The 20,988-nt window shown below is 63.2% G+C and carries 17 protein-coding genes and 1 pseudogene; 13 read left to right on the forward strand and 5 right to left on the reverse strand.

The genetic code is table 11. The features are described 5' to 3' along the window. The first annotated feature begins 40 nt into the window (after positions 1 to 40). From WKW80_RS21405 to leuB, 8 genes are all read left to right on the forward strand, one after another. A complete protein-coding gene (locus WKW80_RS21405) occupies positions 41 to 322 on the forward strand; it encodes a UxaA family hydrolase (RefSeq protein ID WP_340365583.1) in 282 nt (93 codons plus the stop codon). 28 nt (positions 323 to 350) lie between these two features. Then, complete coding sequence (locus tag WKW80_RS21410) at positions 351 to 1,526, forward strand: UxaA family hydrolase (protein WP_340365584.1); 1,176 nt, start codon at positions 351 to 353, stop codon at positions 1,524 to 1,526. A gap of 145 nt (positions 1,527 to 1,671) precedes the next feature. Then, positions 1,672 to 2,583: a Bug family tripartite tricarboxylate transporter substrate binding protein gene (locus tag WKW80_RS21415; protein ID WP_340365585.1), complete on the forward strand. Its 912-nt coding sequence runs from the start codon at positions 1,672 to 1,674 to the stop codon at positions 2,581 to 2,583. A 136-nt stretch (positions 2,584 to 2,719) separates the two neighbouring features. After that, the gene (locus WKW80_RS21420; RefSeq protein WP_340365600.1) at positions 2,720 to 3,649 is read left to right on the forward strand and encodes a hydroxyacid dehydrogenase; all 930 of its coding nucleotides are present in this window, start codon (positions 2,720 to 2,722) and stop codon (positions 3,647 to 3,649) included. A 2-nt stretch (positions 3,650 to 3,651) separates the two neighbouring features. Next, positions 3,652 to 4,659, forward strand: a complete 1,008-nt coding sequence (locus WKW80_RS21425; protein WP_340365586.1) for an Ldh family oxidoreductase — start codon at positions 3,652 to 3,654, stop codon at positions 4,657 to 4,659. Positions 4,660 to 4,759: 100 nt separating this feature from the next. Continuing rightward, entirely contained in the window at positions 4,760 to 6,763 is a 2,004-nt protein-coding gene (locus tag WKW80_RS21430) for an aconitase family protein (protein WP_340365587.1), read from the forward strand. A 92-nt stretch (positions 6,764 to 6,855) separates the two neighbouring features. Continuing rightward, the gene (locus WKW80_RS21435) at positions 6,856 to 7,764 is read left to right on the forward strand and encodes a tripartite tricarboxylate transporter substrate binding protein (protein WP_422822938.1); all 909 of its coding nucleotides are present in this window, start codon (positions 6,856 to 6,858) and stop codon (positions 7,762 to 7,764) included. Positions 7,765 to 7,766: 2 nt separating this feature from the next. Then, a complete protein-coding gene (gene leuB, locus WKW80_RS21440; protein ID WP_340365589.1) occupies positions 7,767 to 8,858 on the forward strand; it encodes a 3-isopropylmalate dehydrogenase in 1,092 nt (363 codons plus the stop codon). 11 nt (positions 8,859 to 8,869) lie between these two features. On the opposite strand, the gene WKW80_RS21445 is transcribed toward leuB, so the two are convergent. After that, a complete protein-coding gene (locus WKW80_RS21445; protein WP_340365590.1) occupies positions 8,870 to 9,787 on the reverse strand; it encodes a LysR family transcriptional regulator in 918 nt (305 codons plus the stop codon). Positions 9,788 to 9,968: 181 nt separating this feature from the next. Here WKW80_RS21445 and WKW80_RS21450 point away from each other — a divergent pair, with 181 nt between their 5' ends. Together WKW80_RS21450 and WKW80_RS21455 are read left to right on the forward strand one after the other, a co-directional pair. Further along, on the forward strand, positions 9,969 to 13,544 hold the full coding sequence (locus WKW80_RS21450; protein WP_422822939.1) for an indolepyruvate ferredoxin oxidoreductase family protein: 3,576 nt from the start codon (positions 9,969 to 9,971) through the stop codon (positions 13,542 to 13,544). An 80-nt stretch (positions 13,545 to 13,624) separates the two neighbouring features. Further along, a pseudogene (locus WKW80_RS21455) lies at positions 13,625 to 14,112 on the forward strand (acyl-CoA dehydrogenase family protein); the annotation flags it as partial. A gap of 84 nt (positions 14,113 to 14,196) precedes the next feature. On the opposite strand, the gene WKW80_RS21460 reads toward WKW80_RS21455, so the two are convergent. Together WKW80_RS21460 and WKW80_RS21465 are read right to left on the reverse strand one after the other, a co-directional pair. After that, the gene (locus tag WKW80_RS21460; protein WP_340365591.1) at positions 14,197 to 15,294 is read right to left on the reverse strand and encodes an integrase core domain-containing protein; all 1,098 of its coding nucleotides are present in this window, start codon (positions 15,292 to 15,294) and stop codon (positions 14,197 to 14,199) included. Between the two features lie 39 nt (positions 15,295 to 15,333). Next, positions 15,334 to 15,927, reverse strand: a complete 594-nt coding sequence (locus tag WKW80_RS21465) for a fumarylacetoacetate hydrolase family protein (RefSeq protein ID WP_340365592.1) — start codon at positions 15,925 to 15,927, stop codon at positions 15,334 to 15,336. Positions 15,928 to 16,135: 208 nt separating this feature from the next. On the opposite strand from WKW80_RS21465, the gene WKW80_RS21470 reads away from it, so the two are divergent. After that, positions 16,136 to 16,945, forward strand: a complete 810-nt coding sequence (locus tag WKW80_RS21470; protein ID WP_340365593.1) for a hypothetical protein — start codon at positions 16,136 to 16,138, stop codon at positions 16,943 to 16,945. Positions 16,946 to 17,082: 137 nt separating this feature from the next. Here WKW80_RS21470 and WKW80_RS21475 read toward each other — a convergent pair whose 3' ends face one another. Further along, the gene (locus WKW80_RS21475) at positions 17,083 to 18,234 is read right to left on the reverse strand and encodes a site-specific integrase (protein WP_422822936.1); all 1,152 of its coding nucleotides are present in this window, start codon (positions 18,232 to 18,234) and stop codon (positions 17,083 to 17,085) included. 394 nt (positions 18,235 to 18,628) lie between these two features. Between WKW80_RS21475 and WKW80_RS21480 the strand changes: the two genes are divergently transcribed. Then, entirely contained in the window at positions 18,629 to 19,681 is a 1,053-nt protein-coding gene (locus WKW80_RS21480) for a DNA-binding protein (RefSeq protein ID WP_340365594.1), read from the forward strand. Positions 19,682 to 19,750: 69 nt separating this feature from the next. Beyond that, on the forward strand, positions 19,751 to 20,074 hold the full coding sequence (locus WKW80_RS21485; RefSeq protein ID WP_340365595.1) for a hypothetical protein: 324 nt from the start codon (positions 19,751 to 19,753) through the stop codon (positions 20,072 to 20,074). Between the two features lie 25 nt (positions 20,075 to 20,099). Here the strand turns inward: WKW80_RS21485 and WKW80_RS21490 are convergent, their stop codons facing one another. After that, positions 20,100 to 20,807, reverse strand: coding sequence for an IS6 family transposase (locus tag WKW80_RS21490; RefSeq protein ID WP_340365603.1), 708 nt, complete (start codon positions 20,805 to 20,807; stop codon positions 20,100 to 20,102). Between the last annotated feature and the right edge of the window lie 181 nt (positions 20,808 to 20,988).

Genomic DNA, 20,988 nt, shown 5'->3' on the forward strand with positions numbered 1-20,988 from the left:
TAAGCGCCGTCCCACCCACCCCACCCCTGAAGGAGAACCCATGATTCATTGCGTATTGCACGATCCGGACGACAGCGTTGCGGTTGTTGTCACTGAAGGCGTCAAGGCCGGAGAGACGCTTACGGCGTTGATCCTGGACGAGGACCGCACGATCCAGATTCCTTGCAAGTCCGACATTCCCTTGGGCCACAAGGTCGCCATGAAAGACCTCGCGGTCGGCGATACGGTCATCAAGTACGGGACCGACATCGGCAAGGTGATCGCTGCGATCAAGACCGGCGAGCACGCCCACGTGCAGAACATCAAAACCAAGCGCTGGTAAGTCGCCCGAACCAATTCAAGGAACTCCCATGCCAATCATCGAAAAAGACACCACCTTCTGGGGCTATCGCCGCGAAAATGGACGCGTCGGCGTGCGCAACTACGTCGTCATCCTGCCGCTGGATGACCTTTCCAACGCTGCCGCCGAAGCCGTCGCGCACAACGTAAAGGGCGCGATGGCCATTCCGCATCCTTACGGTCGTCTGCAATTCGGCGCCGACCTCGATTTGCACTTTGCAACTCTCATTGGTGCGGGCTGCAATCCCAACGTGGCTGCTGTCGTGGTCATTGGCATCGAAGACGGCTGGACACAAAAAGTGGTCGACGGCATCGCAACCACAGGCAAGCCGGTAGTGGGCTTCGGCATCGAAGGCCATGGCGACCACGAGACCATCATGAAGGCCTCCAAAGCTGCCAGGGAGTACGTTCAGCATGCCAGCGAAATCCAGCGCGTCGAATGCCCCATCGCCGACCTCTGGGTGTCGACCAAATGCGGCGAATCCGACACCACGTCGGGTTGCGGTGCGAATCCCACGGTGGGCGACGCGTTCGACAAGTTGCACGCGCTCGGCACCACGTTGGTGTTTGGTGAGACATCCGAACTGACTGGTGGCGAGCAGATCGTGGCTGCTCGCTGCGCCAACGACAGGGTCCGTGCGGACTTCATGAAGATGTTCGATCGCTATCAGGACATGATTCAGCGCAACAAGACGACGGACCTGTCCGAGTCGCAGCCGACCAAGGGCAACATTGCGGGCGGACTGACCACCATCGAGGAGAAGGCTCTGGGCAACATCCAGAAGATCGGCCGCAAGTGCACCGTCGACGGCGTGCTGGACAAGGCCGAGCGTCCGACGCACCCGGGCCTCTGGTTCATGGATTCGTCATCTGCCGCCGCGGAGATGGTCACTCTGTGCGCTGCATCGGGTTTCGTGGTGCACTTTTTCCCGACCGGGCAGGGCAACGTGATTGGCAATGCGATCGTGCCCGTCATCAAAATCTGTGCCAATCCTCGCACCGTGCGAACCATGAGCGAGCACGTGGATGTCGACTGCTCGGGCTTGCTGCAGCGCGAGCGCACCATGGACCAGACGGGTGACCAACTGCTCGAAATGATGCTGCGCACCGTCAACGGGCGCTTCACTGCCGCCGAGGCACTCGGTCACCGTGAATTCGTCATGACGAGGCTCTTCGAGAGCGCCTGACCCGATCGGCGCCGCGCAGCGGGCCCGGTGGTCGAGGGTGCGTTGCGCAGCTTTGGTTTGCCTTCTTCATTTGGAGAGTTGGATGAATACTCGTCGACACGCGCTGGCGGTCTTCGCTGGCGCGGCAGGTCTTGCTGCGCTCCCGATGCGGGCCTTGGGCCAGGCCGACTACCCCAACAAAGCGGTGCGCTATATCGTTCCGTTCCCTGCGGGTGGTCTCACTGATGTCATTGCGCGCCAGATCGGCCAGAAGACAAGCCAGTTGCTCGCGCAGCCGGTGGTTGTGGACAACAAGCCGGGCGCCAACGCCAACCTGGGAGCCGAGCTTGCGGCCAAGTCGGCGCCGGATGGCTATACATGGCTGGCCATCACGCTCACGCATGCGGTCAACCAGTCGCTTTTCACGAACTTGACCTACAGCCTGACGAAGGATCTGACGCCGGTGGCCCATCTGGCCAATAGCCCCTTGGTGCTGGTGGTCAACGCCGAGAACCCGGCAAATACACTTGCCGAGTTCCTGGTCAACGCGAAAGGGAAGTCCCTTAACGGAGGATCATCGGGAAACGGAACGCCGCCACACCTCGGGCTGGAATTGCTCGTGCTCAACGGCAAGATCAGCGCACAGCACGTGCCCTACAAGGGAGGCGCGCCCTCGATCAACGATCTGCTGGGCCGCCAACTCGATTTCATCGTGGCGAACCTGCCGGAGGCCGCAACTTACATCAAGGCCGGCAAACTTCGCGCGCTGGCCGTTACTTCGGCCCAGCGGCACGCGTTGCTGCCAGACGTTCCCACCTTTGCGGAAGCCGGATTGACCGGCATGGAACTCGAGAACTGGACAGGGCTGATGATGCCAGCGGGCACGCCCGGGGCAATTGTGGACAAGGTTTCAGCCGATGCCATCAAGGCTGTGAAGCTGCCGGATGTCAGCAGCCGGATGACGGGCATGGGTTTCACGCCCACGGGCCTGGGTCCTGTCGAATTTGGCCGAGTGATCGAAAAGGACATCGCCCGCTGGCGCGAGATCATCAAGGCGCGCGGTATCCACGCCGATTGAGCGACGTTTGCAGCCGGATTCTCCCAATGTCTTCACGCGCACCTGCCGCCCCGCTTTCAGCCTTCCTGACAAGGAGCAAGAGACGCGTGTGGCTCCTCCTGCGGCGCTTGCTGCGCACCCTAATTTCTGGTCTGTTATGAAAAAAATCGTCATCACCGAGTTCATGGATCTCCCAGCAGTCGAGTCGCTGCGCAAGCAGTTCAACGTTGTCTATGACCCGAAGCTGGTCGACGACGAGGCGCGACTCCTAACCGAAGTCGTGAACGCCGACGCGATCGTGGTGCGCAATCGCACGCAGGTGCGAGGAGCGTTGCTCGACGCCTGCAAGAAGGCGGTTGTGCTAGGGCGCTTGGGCGTCGGTCTGGACAACATTGACGTCGCGGCCTGCGAGGCACGAGGCATGAAGGTCATCCCGGCGACGGGGGCAAATTCGGTGGCCGTTGCCGAGTATGTGGTCGGCACTTGCATGATGCTGCTGCGCGGCGTGTATCAATCCGGCAACGAGGTGGCCAGCGGGGCATGGCCCCGTGGGCAACTCTCCAATGGTCGCGAGACAGCAGGCAAGACGCTGGGCCTGATCGGCTTTGGCGGCATTGGGCGACTCACTGCGCGTCTCGCGCAGAACTTGGGCATGCAAGTGGTTGCGTACGACCCGATGCTGCGTGACGACGACAAGGTGTGGACTTTGACCGGCGTCAAGAACGCGAGCCTGAACGACCTGCTGGCGCAGTCGGATGCAGTCAGCCTCCATGTGCCCTTGACCCCCGAAACCAAAAATCTGTTGTCCGCCGAGCGAATAGCAAGCATGAAAAAAGGTGCCATCGTCATCAATTCAGCGCGTGGTGGCATTGCGGACGAAGGCGCGATCGCTGCTGCGATCAAGTCGGGTGCGCTGGGTGGAGCGGCATTCGACGTATTCGATCCCGAGCCGCTCGGGGCCGACAACCCGTGGATTGGGTGTCCGAACGTGATCCTTACGCCCCACGTGGCCGGCGTGACCGCCGAGGCCAATACGCGGGTGTCCACAATGATCGCGGCTGAAGTGGCCAGCGTCGTGGGAGCCTGAAGATGTCGCTGAAGAGCCTGCAAGAACTACAAGCCCTGACTCAGCGCGCGTTGGAAAAGGCGGGCGCGTCTGCCGCACAGGCCGCGCCGACGGCGCGCGCTCTGGTGGCCGCGGAAGCGCAGGGGCTGGCCTCGCATGGCCTCTCTCGCGTGCCGATGTACGCCGGCCATATGGAGGCAGGCCGCGTCGTCGGCAACGCCCTCCCTCGCATTCAGGCCGAGCGGGCTGGCGCCGTGCTGGTCGACGCGGGCGACGGCTTCGCCTTCGCCGCCTGCGAACTTGCCGTTCGCGAAGCCATTTCGCGTGCCAGGACGTGCGGCGTTGCCATCAGCGCCGTCACCAACAGCCACCATTTCGGTGCCGCTGCATATCACCTCGAGGCAGTGGCGGCCGCGGGCCTGGTCGGGCTGGCTTTCGGTAACTCGCCGGCCGCGATGCCCGCGGCCGGAGGCAAGCGCGCCCTTTTCGGTACCAACCCGATTGCAGCGGTGTTCCCACGCGAGGGCGCCAGGGCGGTGACCGTCGATCTCTCGCTCTCCGAGGTCGCGCGCGGCAAGTTGATGGTGGCTGCCAAGAAAGGAGAAGCAATTCCTTTGGGTTGGGCACTCGACGCTGACGGCAATCCGACCACGGACCCCGCCAAGGGGCTGGAAGGCTCCATGCTTCCGGCGGGCGGTTCCAAGGGCGCGATGCTGGCCTTGATTGTCGAACTGTTGGTCACGTCGCTCACCGGTGCGCAGTTCGGCGCGGAAGCGGATTCCTTCTTTGTGAAGGAAGGCAATCAGCCCAAGCTGGGCCAAGCGTTCATTGTGATCGATCCGTCGTCAATGGCGGGATCAGCCATTTACTTCGCACGGGTGGAGGCATTGATGGAGTCGATGCTCGTAGATGTAGGCGTGCGCGTACCGGGGTACCGGCGCTTTGACCTTGAGGCCAAAGCGCGGAGCTTGGGTATCGATGTTCCCGAAGCGACCCTTGCGCCGATCCGCGCATTGGCGGGCCAGGCCTGATGAACCGGGATTTAGGGTAAATGCCGATCACGCGGTTTGCGTGATCCCCTCTGCCATCTGAACGCTTAACACTGCGTTCGAAGGACGCAATGATTGGGCCATGCCAGCACCCTTGCCAGCCGACAGCCCTGCGAATCTGACGTTCGCCCCGCGCATCCTTTTCCTTTCGCAATCGCCTGACCAGGTTGGGCGGGTCGTGCGGGGCGAGGACGTCACGTGGTCGCAGGCATCGCCCTTGCGCGACGACGTTTCGACCGACGAGATTACGCCGCTGCCGATCCTCACACACTACGATGACAAGCTCGGCCGCTACCCGTACACCGGGTTTAGAGCAGGCGGCGTGGCGCCGATCGGTACCGATGCGATTCGGTCGGCTGGCGTCGAAGTCGTCGTGGCAGGGAAGCGATATGGCAAGGGCTCTTCGCGTGAGCACAGCCCTGCTGCCGAGAAGTTGGCGGGCGTGCGGCTTGTGATAGCCGACAGCTTCGAAAGAATCTACCGCCAGAACGCGGACAACATCGGCCTTTTCACATCGACCGATTTCGGATTGGTGGAACGCATCCAGGCCGGTGAATCGATTCCGCTCGACGACTTGGTTGCGGATCGCGACGCCCTGGCGGCGGCGATTCTGAGGAGCGGTGGCCTGCTGCGCTTCGGACAGCAGTTCATGCGAAAGATCGAGAAGGTCGCGGCGCTCGATGATGGCCGCCCGCGCACGCTGTTCGAGAAGATCATCGCTCGTCACGCACTCGCTACCGAGCCCACGGCGGCGCACCCGGCGGCCGGCGACGGCGCCTTCGTGCGGGCCGACTGGCGCTTCATCCATGAGTACTACACCGGCATGGCCGCACACATGCTGCACGCTACGTTCGGAGAGCCTTTGACGCTTCACGACCCGGCTTCGATCGTCGTGTTTGAAGACCACACCTCCTATGTGGAGGAAAGCCCGGCGCACGTGCGCGGCGGACTCGTTCCGAACGTCCATCGCATGGTGGAAGCGCAACGTGAGTTTGCCTCGCGCTACGGGCTGCGATCGCACCGCACCCTGACCGAGGCTGAAGCGGCGGGTGACGACGGCAGCAATGTGGCCGGCATTTCGCATGCGATGATGGCCGAGCAATACGCGCTGCCCGGTCAGTTGATCGTAGGGACGGACTCGCACACCCCGCACAGCGGCGCGCTCGGCTGTGTCGCGTTCGGCGTCGGGACCACCGACATGTCGAACGCCTTCATGACCGGGGCAGTGCGGCTGACCGTGCCGCAGTCGCTTCGCGTGGTGTTGAACGGACGCGTTCCGGCCGGTGTGACCGCAAAGGATGTGGTCCTGCACCTCCTGGCGCTACCCGCGATTCGCGGCGGGGCAGGGCTGGGCAAGGTGTTCGAGTTCTGCGGCGAAGCCATCGCGCAGTTTTCCACGGACGAGCGTGCCACCTTGACCAACATGACGGCCGAGCTTGGCGGCTTCACCGGCATCGTAGCGCCCGACGCGGAGACCGTGCGATTCTTGCGCGAGCGGCGCGGTGTCGACTTCGAAGTTGAGCCTTGGATGCGGAGCGATCCAGAGGCGAAGTATGCGCAGGCCCTTTACGTCGATTGCGCAGTGGTGCCTCCGATGGTGGCTACACCGGGTGACCCCGGAAACGGGCTCCCGCTCACAGCGATTGCCGATCGCGTGCGGATCGACATCGCCTACGGCGGTTCCTGCACTGCGGGCAAGCGTGAAGACTTCGACCACTACCACGAGGTGTTGCGTTGGGCGGCCGATCGAGGGCTCAAGTTGGCGCCTGGTGTGCAACTGTACTTGCAGTTCGGAACCACAGCGGTGCGCGACCATTGCGTGAGCGCCGGCTACATGGACGCGTTCGACAAGGTCGGGGCTCGCATGCTGCAGCCTTCCTGCGGGGCCTGCGGCAACTGCGGGCCGGGTGGATCGATCGCCAAGGAGCAAGTCACTGTGAGCGCCATCAATCGCAATTTCCCCGGCCGGGGCGGTCCCGGTCAGGTTTGGCTCGCAAGCCCGCCGACCGTGGCTGCAAGTGCCATTGCCGGCGAACTGTTGTCGTTCGAAGAACTACAGCAGCGCCACAGCAAATTGACCCCTTGAACTAAGCCCAGGAGACCTGCTTCATGCATTTCCGCCTCGTTTCTCGCCGCACGGCGACATCATTGCTCAGCGCCGCGCTGTTCATCGCTCCGATGACCACCTGGGCTCAGTCGGACAAACCAATTCGCATCATCGTGCCATTGGCGGCTGGATCTACGGTCGATGCCGTGGCGCGGGCCCTGACGCCCAGTTTTGGCAAGACCACCGGACATCCGGTCATCGTGGAAAACGTGGTGGGAGCCGGCGGCATTCCGGGGACTGCGCAGCTCGTGAAGGCGCCTAAGGACGGATTGACGCTCGGAATGATTTCTTCGAACCACGTGATCAATCCTGGCATCTACAAGTCGGTGCCCTATGACAGCCTGAAGGACATCACCCCCATCGCGGTGATTGCGACCGTCCCGCTGGTGCTGGTCGTGCATCCGTCGGTGCCGGCCAAAGATGTCAAAGAACTGATCGCCCTCGCAAAAGCCAAGCCGGGGACGTTGAACTACGGCTCTGCCGGCAACGGCAGCACGCTGCATCTCGCTGCTGAACTTCTGCGCAGCGAAACAGGCATCGACATCAAGCACGTCCCCTATCGCGGAACCGGGCCCTTGCTCACCGATTTGATCGGCGGCCAGGTCCAGCTTGGCTTCGTCTCGATTTCGCAGGTGGCGCCTCAGATCAAGGCCGGCCAATTGCGCGCCCTTGCCGTCTCGACGACGGTACGCTCCCCCGCGCTGCCCGATGTTCCGACGATGGCGCAAGCCGGCGTGCCGAAATACAGCTTCGATGCGTGGATCTCCATGGTCGGACCGGCGGGACTGCCAAAGGCGATCGTGGACAACTACTACGCCGCGGTGAAGACGTCCATGGCGTCCCCGGAGGTCCAGCGGGCCCTTGAAGGCCAGGGCTTGATGGCGATGAACACAGGGCCGGAGGCGGCACCGGCGTTCTTCCAGACCGAGTTGGCAAAGCATCAGAAGCTGGTCAAGCAGTCCGGAGCGACTTTGGACTGACGATGCCTTCAAAGATCGTGTTTTTGCCGGGCGAGGGCATCGGCCCCGAGATCGTGGCCGAGGCGCGCAAGGTCTTGAATGCCCTCAAGCCCTACGATTTTCAGTTCGAGGCCTGTGAGGGAGCGGTGGGTGGCGTGGCTTACGAAGCATCGGGCCAACCATTGCCGGAAGCGACCCTTGACCTCGTGCGCCAAGCCGACGCTGTGCTATTCGGAGCGGTGGGCGATCCGCGTTTTGATCATCTTGATCGCACCTTGCGGCCTGAGCATGCGATTCTTGGCCTTCGGCGAGAGCTCGGCCTTTACGCCTATCTCAAGCATGTCACCGTACCGAACGAGTTGTCCGGGCTTTCGCCTCTTCGCCCCGAACGCGTGGCGGGTATGGATCTGCTCGTGGTTCGGGAACTGAATGGCGACGTCTACACCGGACAGCCGCGGGGGCGTCGCCGCGCGCCTGACGGCCCCTTTGCGGGTGACCGCGAAGGCTTTGACACCATGCGCTACGCCGAGGGTGAGGTGCGCCGGGTGGCACGTGTTGCCTTCGAGGCGTCCCGTCAGCGCCGCGGTCGGGTCGCGAGCGTCGACAAGTCCAATGTGCTCGAGACCTCCGGGCTTTGGCGGGAGATCGTCGGTGAGGTCGCGCAGGGTTACCCCGATGTATCGCTGACGCATCTCTATGCGGACAACACACTCATGCAGCTGGTCTCGCGTCCGACGGATTTTGATGTCATCCTCACAGGAAACCTCTTTGGCGACTTGATCGCCGACGCGGCATCGACCCTCACAGGGTCCATCGCGATGGCAGGTTCGGCCATGCTCGGCGATAGTCCGAAAGGAATCTGCGAGGCCGGGCACGGCACTGCGCTTGACATCGCCGGAACCGGCCGGGCGAACCCTATCGCCTGTGTTCGCGCTGCTGCGCTGATGTTGCGCCATTCGCTTGATCGAGTCGACTTGGCCGAGCGAATCGAAGCCGCCATCGCCGACGTTTTCGCACGGGGCTTTCGAACGGCAGAAATGTCCGCCGGTGCGGGAACGCGCGTCGTATCGACCTCGGAAATGGGCGATGCCATCGTCGAGTCCCTGGCGTCGTGACAGATTGAGAATCAGGCGCCCCCATGCTGCCGAACCGAAACCTCGAGATACTTTCTGAAGGCATCGGCAATCGGATCAAGCTTGCGTCCCTTGAGCCATATCAAGCCGACCTCCATTGGCGGGATCGGGCTGGCCAAGGGCACCGTCCTGATGCGTCGTCCGTCCAAAGACCACGGGCGGAATACCATGTCGGACAGGATCGTGACGCCGAGGCCGAGCGCAACCATCTCGCGTACCGCTTCCATGGAAGACGTGCGCAACAAGCAGGACGGCTTGATGCCGGCATCCGACCAATACCGCAAGGCAGACAGTTCGCCTTCATCGACCATTGGAAGGATATAGGGGAAGGGCGCGACGTCTTGCAACGAGACCTGGGGGGTGTCGGCCAGCGGATGACCGTCCGCAACCCACAACTGCCTGCGCGACCGAGCCAAGGCATGCCGATGGAAGCGCTTGGGCTCGATCAGGTTGGAAATCAGGGCCACCGCAAGTTCTGTTTCGCCGGTGCCGACGGTGCTCTCGATCTGGGAGCGATCGCGCTCGACCGGAATGACACGGACTCCGGGATTCTGCTTCTGAAACTTGGCGATGTGAGGCAGGAGGAAGTACCCGAGCACGGTGTAGCTCGCCGCCAGCTCGATGGTGCCGGCCACGCCGCTGCGTTCCCGAAAAGGATGGCGGGCGGCATCCGCAGCCGCTTCAAGTACTGCCGTCGCGTGTTGCAGAAAAAGGTGGCCATGGTAGGTCAGCGTCACGCCAGTGCGGGCCCGTTCGAACAGCAGGGTGTCGAGGGCCTTTTCCAGTTCGGCGATCGCCGCCGTCATCGTCGACTGAGTGACGTTCGACTCGGCGGCCGCTGAGGAAATCTGCCCGGTCCTGGCAACGGTCACGAAGTACTGAAGTTGGCGCAGCGTGAAGCGAATCGTCATGTCCTAACCATCGATTTCATCAATATTAGATAACAACTATATGAGTTTTACATCGAAGGCGCGGGCGTCAAGAATTCGTCTACTGATCATGATTTCCACGCTTTCCTACTAGTTCGACGCCCCAGGAGTTCCCATGAATCCAACGACCTCGAAAGCACCCGATGTCAATGTCGCACCGGCCATGTCCGGCCGCGGCGCGACGGACGCAGTGCCGAGCGCAACGGCCGGGCAGTTCGGCTCCATCGAGCATGGCAACGAAAGCCAGGTCTCCCTCGACGACAAGTACCTAAAGGCAAGTGGGCGGGTCTACATGACCGGCACTCAGGCACTGGTGCGCATGCTGCTTGCGCAAAAGCAGCGCGATGCGGCGGCTGGACTCAACACGGGCGGTTTCGTATCGGGCTACCGTGGGTCGCCGCTTGGCGCCGTCGATCAGGAGCTCTGGAAGGCCCGCAAGCACCTGGATGCCCATCAGATCAAGTTCAACCCCGGCCTCAACGAGGAGTTGGCCGCAACATCCGTCTGGGGTTCCCAGATGGTCAATCTGGATCCGAACGCCAATGTCGACGGCGTGTTCGCGCTCTGGTACGGCAAGGGCCCTGGTGTCGATCGCAGCGGCGATGTGTTCAAGCACGGCAACATCGCCGGCTGTTCGAAGCACGGTGGTGTGCTGCTGATCGCTGGTGACGACCATTCGTGCAAGTCGTCGAGCCTCCCGCACCAAAGCGAGCATGCCTTCATCGCCGCCATGATCCCGGTGCTCAATCCGTCGGGCGTGCGCGAGTTCATCGAATTCGGCCTCCATGGCTACGCGATGTCGCGCTACTCCGGCTGCTGGGTGGGCTTCAAGTCGATCAGCGACACCATCGAGTCGTCCTCGTCGTTCGAGATCGATCCCCTGGCGGTCGACATCAAGATTCCCGACGGCTATCCAATTCCCGCAGACGGCTTCCATTTGCGCTGGCCGGACCCACCCCTGGAGCAGGAGAATCGGCTCCAGCGAGAACGCCTCTACGCCTTGCTGGAGTACGTGCGCCTCAACCGACTGAACCGGCAGGACTGGAATGCTCCCGTCGCCAAGCTTGGCATCGTGACCACCGGCAAGAGCTACTTGGACGTGCGCGAAGCCTTGGCGATGATGGGGATCGATGAGCCCGGGGCGAAGGCCATTGGCCTGCGCTTGCTCAAGATCGGGGTGTCATGGCCGCTCGAGCCGCAGTGCATCCGTGAGTTCGCCGACGGTCTCGAAGAGATCCTCGTCGTCGAGGAAAAGCGCCAGATCATCGAGTACCAGCTCAAGGAGCAGCTGTATAACGCGCAGCCAGCGGCCCGGCCTCGTGTCGTCGGCAAGTACGACGAGACCGGGGAATGGGTTCAAGTTCCGAATGCGGGCATCTTGCTGTCGCCGAACGGCGAACTCACACCTGCGTCGATCGCAAACGTGATTGCCTCACGGATCGCCAAGGTGCTGGGCGCCCAGACCCTCACTGACCGTGCCCGTGACTACCTTGTCGAGTGCAAGGCGGCCGATGGTTTCACACGCATTGACCCGGGTACCCAGCAGCGCCTGCCATTTTTCTGTTCCGGCTGTCCGCACAACACCAGCACGAAGGTGCCCGAGGGTTCAAGGGCGGTGGCGGGGATCGGCTGTCACTATATGGCCCAGTGGATGGACCGGCGCACCGAAACCTTCACCCAGATGGGGGGGGAGGGTGTGTCCTGGATCGGCCAAGCACCGTTCACCGGGACCGAGCACATCTTCGCCAACTTGGGCGATGGCACCTACATGCATTCGGGCTCGCTGGCGATTCGGGCAGCGAAGGCGGCCGGCGTCAACATCACCTACAAGATCTTGGTCAACGACGCCGTCGCGATGACCGGGGGTCAACCGGTGGAAGGCTCCCCGACCGTGCCGCAGATTGTTCAGCAGGTCTGGGCAGAAGGCGTGGAGACGATCCATCTCGTCAGCGATGAACCCGACCTCTATCGGGGCATGACTGGAATGCCGGAGTATGTGTCGATCAGCCATCGCGACGGCATGGAGGCCCTACAGCTCGAGCTGCGCAGCAAGAAGGGTGTGTCCGTCATTGTGTACGCCCAGGTTTGCGCCGCGGAGAAGCGCCGCAGGCGAAAGAAGAAGGAGCTCGTCGATCCGCCGAAACGGGTGGTGATCAACGAGGAGGTCTGTGAAGGTTGCGGCGATTGCGGCGTGCAGAGCAACTGCGTTTCGATCCTTCCCCTGGAGACCCCGCTCGGGCGCAAGCGGGTCATCGATCAGAGTTCGTGCAACAAGGACTACTCGTGCGTGAAGGGCTTCTGCCCGAGCTTCGTGACGGTCGAAGGCGGTGCGCTGCGCAAGCCAGCCAAGGCCAAGGCGGCGGCCCCAGAGAACCTGCCCATGCCCCTGCTTCCGAGGCTGGAACAGCCGTGCAACGTCATCATCACCGGCGTCGGGGGAACCGGCGTGGTCACCATCGGTGCGTTGATGGGCATGGCCGCGCACTTGGAAGGAAAGGGCGTCCTGGTGCTCGACATGGCGGGCTTGGCGCAGAAGGGCGGAGCCGTCATGTCGCATGTTCGTCTGGCTGCGACTCCAGAGGGGCTGCATGCGGCGCGCGTCGCCGCGAGACAAGCGGATCTCGTCCTGGGTTGCGACCTGATGGTCGGCGCGGGCAAGGAGGCGCTCGGCGCGATGGACGCCCGACGCACCCGCGCTGTGATGAACACTGACGTCGCCCCGACTGGGGCCTTCACGCAGAACCCTGATTGGCAAACATCGCCTGAAGCCATGCTCGAACGTGTTCGCGAGAGCGCCGCCGCCTGCGATTCGCTCAACGCGACGGCCATTGCGACTGCGCTCATGGGCGATGCCGTCGCCACCAACGTGTTCGTCCTCGGCTATGCCTGGCAGCGTGGATGGATTCCCCTGGGCGAGTCAGCCTTGCAGCGCGCGATCGAACTGAACGGCGCCGCGATCCCGATGAACAAGGCTGCCTTTGCCTGGGGCCGGCAGGCCGCGCTCGACCTTGCAAAGGTGCGCGTTGCGGCCGGGTTGGACAAAGGTGGGACCGTGGTCATGATGCCGCCCAGGACGATGCCGTTGGAAGCGCTCGTAGCCGACCGCGTACGGCGCTTGACAGCCTATCAGAGCGAGGCCTATGCGAAGCGCTACGAGGCCATGGTTCGCGAGGTGGCCGCCACCGAGAAGCAGCGCACAGGCAGCGACAAGTTGGCCCGCGAAGTCGGCGCCAGTCTGTACAAGCTGATGGCCTACAAGGACGAGTACGAGGTCGCGCGCCTGTACATGGAGACTGGCTTCTTCGATCGCATCAACGGGCAGTTCGAGGGCGACTTCAAGTTGCGCTTCCACCTGGCGCCGCCGCTGCTCGCCAAGCGCGATGCGCAGGGGCGTCTGGTCAAGCGGCCCTATGGTCCATGGATCAAGACCGTCTACCGCTGGCTCGCCAAGGCCAAGGGTCTGCGTGGCACAGCGCTCGACGTTTTTGGCTACACGCAGGAGCGGCGTGACGAGCGCGCCGCGATCGGCGAGTTCATCGAACTGGCGCGCCGAGTCGCCAATGAGCTGACGCCCGAGCACCTCGCAACGGCGATCGAGATCGCCCGCCTTCCGCAAAGCGTCCGTGGCTTCGGCCATGTCAAGGAACGCAACCACGCGGCTGCCGCCAAGCAGCAGCAGCGTTTGTTGGCTGCGTTCAGCAACTCTGTCAATCCCGCAGTGGTTCGCAACGCTGCCTAGCCCCGCAAAATTCACCTTCCCAGGAGAAATCAATGACCTAACTTCCAGGCCTTCATTTCCCGCTCGGCGAAACCATCGAGATGTTGCGCGACACGGTGCAGAGCTTCGCCGCCGGTGAAATCGCGCCGCGCGCCGCAGCGATCGACCACGACAACCACTTTCCCGCCGACCTCTGGAAAAAGCTTGGCGATCTTGGACTGCACGGGAGTACGGCGGCACCAATTTGGGCTACCTGGCGCACATGGTCGCGTTGGAGGAAGTGTCGCGCGCATCGGCCTCCGTCGGCCTTTCGTACGGGGCGCATTCGAATCTGTGCGTGAACCAGATGCACCGCAATGGCTCTGCGGCCCAGAAGGAGAAGTACCTCCCCAAGCTGGTCTCCGGTGAACACGTCGGCGCCCTGGCGATGAGCGAGCCGAACGCCGGGTCGGACGTCGTGAGCATGAAGCTGCGCGCCGACAGGAAGGGCGATCGCTACGTGCTGAATGGCTCGAAGATGTGGATCACAAACGGTGGCGATGCAAACACGCTGATCGTCTATGCCGAAGCTGGTCCGAAGGGGATCACTTGTGCTCCGCAAAATCTCGCCTCTATCAGCTGACTTGGGCGTTCGGCAGACCTCGGAGACGGTTCGTCGGACCTCGGATAGCGGCTACAAGGGCGCCGCCAACTGAGCCAACGAATACTCGTGGTGCAATCCACCCAGCACGGGCTGTGCGCGCACACGCGCGCCCGGCACCCATCGATGCCGAGCTTCGGCTTTCGGTCGCCGCACCGAGCCACGAGGAGGGCCCGGCACGCCCGGTCCCAATGCGCTGTGAGGGCGTCCACCGTTGTAGTGCGAGACCCACTCGTGGAGGATCGATCTCAAGTGCGGCTCCGATAGAGGGATCACCCAGTCCAGGCACTCGCGACGAATCGTTCCGATGACCCGCTCACAGATGGAGTTCGCCTTCGGACTTGCGAACGGGAAGCGCAAGACTGCGAGGCCCAACGCCCGGATCGAATCGTCCAGGTGTTTTGCAAAGATGCTGTCCCGGTCATGAAGCAGATACCCGTAGCCGTTGGTGTCCGCGATCACTTCTCTCATCTGCTGCAGCGTCCAGGCCGCGCTCGGATGCGCGGTGACGTTCACGTGCATCAGTCGGCGGCTACCGTGCTCGATGACGACGAACACGTAGAGCAGTCGAAACGTCGCGGTGACGGTCACGAAGAAGTCGCACGCCAGAATCGCCTTCGCGTGGTTCTTCAGGAATGTCGACCAGCGTTCATCGCCGCGAGGCTGACCGGGAGGTCGCTTCGGCAGGTACTTGCGGACCGTCCGCGGCGAGACCCGCACGCCCAGCTTGAGTAGCAACTCGTTGGCAATGCGCTCTTCGCCCCACAGCGGGTTCTCCTGTCCCATCCGCCGAATCAGCAGGCGTAGTTCCCCAGGGATCGGCGGACGACCCGGCCGCGACTTCATCCGCCACAAGAGCCTCCATCCAGCGCGATGCCAGCGCACGATCGTGGCCGGTTTCACGATCACCACCGCGTTGCGCCAGTAGAACAGACGCGTCAGAACGGCCAGACTGACTCGGGTTGCGGCATCCACGCGACGAGGCTGGATACCCCGCTCGACGAACATGGCCAGTTGGCGTCGCAGCACAAGATTCTCGGCGCGGACGGACTCATCCGAGCGCGCCAGCAGCACCAGCCACCGCAAGGCGTCTTCAATCAGGCGGAGCACGATCTGCACGAGCATCACCATGGCCTCATCGTGCCACGGTGTTCGGTCCGAGCCAACCATTCATCGGTGAGACAGGTGAGACGACGGACGGAATTTTTGCGGACCACAGGCAAGCGCTTCGGCGGTCACGATCCAGGGTGAAATGCCCGTGGCAAAACTCTTGGCAAGGAACGGCCCGAGCGGTTGGGCTTCCCATGCCTGGACGTCGCGTGCCGACCAGTCGTTCAGCAGGCACATGCCGAACAGGTGGTCCCAGGCGCCGTCGACTGCAATGGGTTGGCCGGACGAGGAGCCGCGTCCGACGAAGAGGCCAAGTTCGACCTCGTAGTCCAGTCTTTCGCAGGGCAGGTAGTCCGGCGCATCGCTGCCCGGTCGGCGCACCTGGCCGCGCGGCCGGTGAACCGGGGCGTGGGCCAGTTGCACGCTGGCTGCGCGGCCGTTGTAGCCGACCGGCACGTACTTGTAGTTGGGAAGCAGCGGCTGGTCAGGACGGAACAGGCGCCCGGCGTTGGTCGCATGGTGCACCGATGCGAAGAAATCCGTGTACCCACCTATGCGCACCGGCATGAGAAGGTCCGCATATGCGATGGGCACCAGCGCGTCCTCCATCATGCCGCGTCGGTCGGTGCTGCCTTGTGCCAGCAGGTCGAACAACTGGGCGCGCAGGGCCGAAGCCGAGGGACATCTACCTGGTGAACCCGTCGCGAAGCGAGCTCGACGGCCACCCTTGCGTTGCCCGTATCGCCGACATTTTCAAGGCCTCGCGAGTGAATACCCGTATCCCGCTGCCGCTCACCTGCAAGTCCTGCTGGCCGGGACGCGCGCACGCGAGCGGCTCGGCGTCGCAGCGGATGGGCAGTGGTTGCAGTTCCAGATGCACGACTGCGAGCGCTTGCAGATCGACGCATCGAATGCGGCAGAAGCGTTTGAGTTGTCCAAGCGGACCGTGCGGGCCATCGGACGCTATCTTGCAAGATGGGTTCGCAGGCACTGCGGACATCGACATCCTCCATCGATGACTCTGCGACGGGTCGAACGCGGCATGATGGAGCCCTGCTGGATAAGCGCGACGCAGCGCCACAATGTCTCGCGGTCATCCCGCCAGGGCGTGTGCGCCTGCTGCTTTGCATTTGCGCGCTGGCGTGCGTCGTTTGCCGCCATCTTCTACGCACACCAACACCACCAGCGAGTCCACGCCGTGGATCTGTTGGCGCAGCTTGATTACTTGGTCGAGCCTCAGGTGGCGCTCGACTTGTTCGGCTTGTGCGTGGTCCAGACAGCCCATGCCATCGGCCTGGATCTGTCGGCTCCTGGCAGCCAGAACTGGAAAGGAAAGACCGACCAGGAGGAGGCCGAATACTTGTGTCTTTGGCCTCCTCCTTACTGGCGCGTCCTGCGTCGCAACGACGCGAAGACGTGGCGTTGCGCCGGGTATGACGTCGCGTGCATCCAAGACCTATTGCACAGGCTGGCGACTGTTTCTCTCTTGGGCGAGTACCAGTGGGGAATTGATGTTGGCTGTACGCAGCGTGCTGTTTGGGGTCAGGACATTGCCCGGTACAGGATGAAGCTGCCTGGGCCAGGCCGCACGCCATGGTTCACGAAGGAGTTTGTCGATCAGATCCTGCAGGAGACTCATTTGAGCTTAGCTCGAGCAGATCGGGAGGGGTGATGGGCACGGTCATCAGCTTGCCATCTCGGGGTCGCTCGGTGCTTCCCGATGATGCGCCTTGGATCCCGGGGAGCGCTCAGAAAACGCCAACAGGCAGTGACGTTCGCGACCAGCGCGACCCGGGCGCACACTGCCTGTCACTCGTCGTCAAGCATCCGGCTCGCCTTGCTGCCCAGTGAGCTCTCGGCGCGAAAGTAGCCCATCACGGTCGTGACGCTGTGGTGCCCCGTCATCGCCATGGTTTCGGGCAGCGACATGGCCTGTCGTCCGGCCTCCGTCACAAAGCCCGCCCGCAGCGAGTGCGCAGAAAAATCCCCCTCGACCCCGGCGAGCGCACACCGCTCCTTGACGATGTCGCGCACCGCCGCGGGTGCCAGGGGCTCGCCCAGATGCCCGCCCTTGCGGATGCGGCGGAAGAGGGCGCCTTCCTGGATCCCGCTGGCAGCCAGCCAGGCCTGCATCGCCAGCGCAGCGCTGCCCACGAGCGGCTTCACGTCTTCCGGGCGTTCGGCGCCGGTCTGGTTCGTCTTGGAGTGCCCCAGGGTGTAAACGTAGGCGATCGCAGAGGCATGGGGATTGACCCGCCGCAGGTTTTCAAAGGTCGCCCCCGCCACTTCGGAGCGACGCCGCCCGCCCGAAGCCCACGCAAACAGGAGCAGCGCGCGATCGCGCTTGCCGCGCAGGGTGTCATCACAGGTCGCCAGCACCGCCTGCAGCGGATCTTTTGTCAGCGCGCGCTGCTTGTGCGCGCGCGCGCCACGTTGCGCGTAGGCACGGCGCGTGCGGCCCAGCAGTTCCCGCACCAGGGCATCGCCGCACGGATTGTTTTCCTTCGCCAGCTGATGCGCTTTCGAAAGCACCGCCACGCGATGCACCAGCGTGTTGAGCGCCGGCACCCCCAGCTTTGCCTTGTACCCGTTGGCCACGAGCGCCTGGTCGATCTCTGGCGGCAGTTCATGCACGAGTTTGGATTTCGTTTTGCCGTTGCCGTTACCGTTGCCTTCACCGGCCTCGTCCACATCGGCCTTGCGCGCTGCGTGGTCAACGATGAACTGGATCACGACGGGCACGGGCACCGGAAGCGCCAGGGCCTGGCCGTAGCGCGCCGCGTACCAGGCGCACCAGTAGCGCATGGCCGAGGCGTACGACGCGCGCGTGTTCGCGGATTCGCCTTCGCGCAGGAGCGCCCGGGCCGCAGCCTCCGCGGTTTGCGTGAGCCGCGCCGGCTCCAGCATGGGGCGCCATTGCGCCGTGTTCACGAGCGGAGGGTGCGAAGTTTCGGTTTTCATGGATTTTTCATGGATGTGAGGGGCGGCTCCAGACAGCCTATCTACGAATTTGGCGGTGCATGGCTTCCTGCCGCCGTCACCAGCGCGTCCCACGCGGGCGCGGCCCCGGATCTGGGCCCCCGGGTTGCTGATGCCTCGCGGATCCCTTTCGTGCCTCGGGCTTTTTTGAGCGAGCGACCCGCGCCGCAGGGGGCCGATCCCAACCCAACAAGCCAACGGATTGCTTGTGAAAACGCAAAGGAACGGCTGGAACCACATTTTTTCATATGTATGACGTATGATTTGTGACATCATACACCGATAGGTCACGATAACCTGCCCTTATCGATGGTAAAAAATCCAGGGAAGAGGGCGGTCGTCGCCGGAAAGTTCGAGGTCCGTTGGAGGTCCACAGATGGCTGAGATTCAACAGTTTCGACGCGGGATTCAGGAAGAAGACGTGTTTCGGGCCGCGGATGCGCTCCTCGCCGAAGGTTTAAGGCCCACGATCGAGCGCGTACGGCTGAAGATCGGGCGCGGCTCGCCGAACACCGTGAGTCCGATGCTCGAGAAATGGTTTGGGTCGCTGGGGCAACGGATTGCCGGCGGGACGAATCCGTCGGCCAACCTCGCCGCCGGTAATGATGCGGACGGTGTGCCGGTGTCGGTGCGGAACGCCACTCGGCTGCTCTGGGAGACGGCGCGGCGCGAGGCCGATGATGTTCAGCGGCAGGAACTCGAAGGCGCCCGAGCGGCCCTCGATGAAGCGGGCAATGTGCTGGCGGTTGGCCAGGCCGATCTGGCGCAGCGTGAAGCCGCCTTTGAGCAAGCTCGCGCGAGCCTGGGCGCCGCCTTGGCCTCCTCGCAGCAGGCGCGCGAGACGCTGGAGCGACAACTGGCCGAACAGACGGCCGAGATCGCAGGGTTGCGGGCCGCGTCGGCGCAGGAGATCGCCCGGCTGAACGCCCTCCTCCAGGAGGCGCACGCCAGCAAGGAAGTGCTGCGGCAGGAGCAGGCGGCGGCGCTGGCCGCCCGCGACAAGGACTTTGTCGAGGAGCGACAGCGTCACGAAGCCCAGGAACGCCACGCGTTTGAGGAAGTCGACCGTGCGCGCCAGGCCTCGAAACAGCTGGAAATCGGACTGGCCAGGGAACAGCAGCAGCGCCTGCGAAGTGAAGAAGCCGCGGCCCAGACGCTGGAGGCCGGCCGCCGGATGCTGCGCGAGACGCAGCAGGCCGCCCAGCAGGTCGAGCGCGAGCTTCGCGATCAGCTCACCCTGCAGGCAAGCCTGCTGGCACAGGCGCAGACAGAAGGTGCGGCTCTGGCACAGCGGCTGGACGACCTTGAACGTCAGCTGGGTGAAGAAAGGAAGTCGCACGAGAGCACGCGCGTTCTGTTGGCCACCGCGCTAACGGACATGCGCAAAATTGGCGGTGTACGGCGGTCGCCGGTCAGGAAGACGAAATAACCGGCCTGACGCCCCGGCTGTCCCGGGTCGAGTCGCCTTGGCCGGCGCGCCTGCACCTACTCTTTTCCGTTGGTTGATGCCATCGGCTTCGCCACAATCGGTTGGGGCTTTCTCCCTCGATGCGCCATTGAATTCCGGATGTACGGCAACCCCGAGAATGGATCGCATCAGCCAGTCGATCTTTTCTTCGATCCATTCACGATCTCTGTTGCTGCAAGGGTGAAGGTGACGCAAACTTGGCACGCTTTAACATGCCCGTTGGAGTTGGGCGCGTCCAGGTACCGTCGGATGCGTTGGAGGAAACACATGAAACTCGGGAAGTTCTTCGCCACGGATTTCGCCCACAAGAAGTCTGCAGAGGCTCTGGTGCAAAATTTTGGCGTAGCCGAGTGATGTCTCCGGGGGGGGGGCGCGCAGGTTATGCCGAAAGCACAGCATTCCAGATCGCGGGCGCGGCCTGGCCTCGAACATGCAGCCGACCGAGATTGAACTGACCCTTGCGAACTCGGTGCAGCAACTCGACGCCGGCGATCGTCACCGCAGCACGGTCGAAGACCTTGAACCCGAGCATGGGGTTGATGCGTGACTTCACGCCTCGATGGTCCTGCTCAATCATGTTGTTGAGGTACTTCGACGAGCGCAGCCGCGTGTCTTTCCAGCGTGAGCTCTGCGCGGGCAACTCTCGCACCGCTCGGTGCGAGGCGGCATAGCCATCCAGCGTGATGCTCACCGGCGGTCGCCCTTGCGTCTCCAGCGCCTTGCGAAAGAACGCCTTGGCCGCCTTCACGTCGCGGTTGGCGCTCAAGCGAAAATCAACTGTCTGGCCATCTCGATCGACGGCACGATAGAGATAGGTCCACTTGCCGCGGATCTTCACATAGGTCTCGTCGACGCGCCATGAGCGACCGGCCTTGCGAGCGAATCGATTCCAGCGCTTCTCGAACTCGGGCACGAAACGCTGGACCCAGCGCATGATCGTCGTGTGGGCCAAGGCCAGGCCGCGCTCGGCCATCATTTCCACCAGGTCACGCAGGCTCAGCTTGAAGCGCAGGTACCAGCGAACGCACAGGACGATTACCTCTCGCTCAAAGTGCCGGCCCTTGAACAGTTCGTCCATGCTTTGCAGTCTCTGCGCCATAGAGCCGCCTTCAGTTCAAAAGCCACAGCCTACCGGAGGCGCGATTTGCACCAGAGCCCGATCGACTACGTAGCGCTGCACTTGGCCAGGCAACGCCCCGACATCCTGGTAATTCGCATGTCCTGCGAACATCACCGCAGCGACTTCGAAGGGCCGTTCTTCTCCACCC

The sequence above is a fragment of the Variovorax humicola genome (assembly GCF_037889915.1).
GTDB classification, from domain to species: domain Bacteria; phylum Pseudomonadota; class Gammaproteobacteria; order Burkholderiales; family Burkholderiaceae_C; genus Variovorax; species Variovorax humicola.

Coding starts and splice junctions, on each gene's coding strand:
- WKW80_RS21405 (WP_340365583.1), top strand. CDS start 41: ATGATTCATTGCGTATTGCACGATCCGGACGACAGCGTTGCGGTTGTT.
- WKW80_RS21410 (WP_340365584.1), top strand. CDS start 351: ATGCCAATCATCGAAAAAGACACCACCTTCTGGGGCTATCGCCGCGAA.
- WKW80_RS21415 (WP_340365585.1), top strand. CDS start 1,672: ATGCGGGCCTTGGGCCAGGCCGACTACCCCAACAAAGCGGTGCGCTAT.
- WKW80_RS21420 (WP_340365600.1), top strand. CDS start 2,720: ATGAAAAAAATCGTCATCACCGAGTTCATGGATCTCCCAGCAGTCGAG.
- WKW80_RS21425 (WP_340365586.1), top strand. CDS start 3,652: ATGTCGCTGAAGAGCCTGCAAGAACTACAAGCCCTGACTCAGCGCGCG.
- WKW80_RS21430 (WP_340365587.1), top strand. CDS start 4,760: ATGCCAGCACCCTTGCCAGCCGACAGCCCTGCGAATCTGACGTTCGCC.
- WKW80_RS21435 (WP_422822938.1), top strand. CDS start 6,856: ATGACCACCTGGGCTCAGTCGGACAAACCAATTCGCATCATCGTGCCA.
- leuB (WP_340365589.1), top strand. CDS start 7,767: ATGCCTTCAAAGATCGTGTTTTTGCCGGGCGAGGGCATCGGCCCCGAG.
- WKW80_RS21445 (WP_340365590.1), bottom strand. CDS start 9,787: ATGACGATTCGCTTCACGCTGCGCCAACTTCAGTACTTCGTGACCGTT.
- WKW80_RS21450 (WP_422822939.1), top strand. CDS start 9,969: ATGTCCGGCCGCGGCGCGACGGACGCAGTGCCGAGCGCAACGGCCGGG.
- WKW80_RS21460 (WP_340365591.1), bottom strand. CDS start 15,294: ATGGTGATGCTCGTGCAGATCGTGCTCCGCCTGATTGAAGACGCCTTG.
- WKW80_RS21475 (WP_422822936.1), bottom strand. CDS start 18,234: ATGAAAACCGAAACTTCGCACCCTCCGCTCGTGAACACGGCGCAATGG.
- WKW80_RS21480 (WP_340365594.1), top strand. CDS start 18,629: ATGGCTGAGATTCAACAGTTTCGACGCGGGATTCAGGAAGAAGACGTG.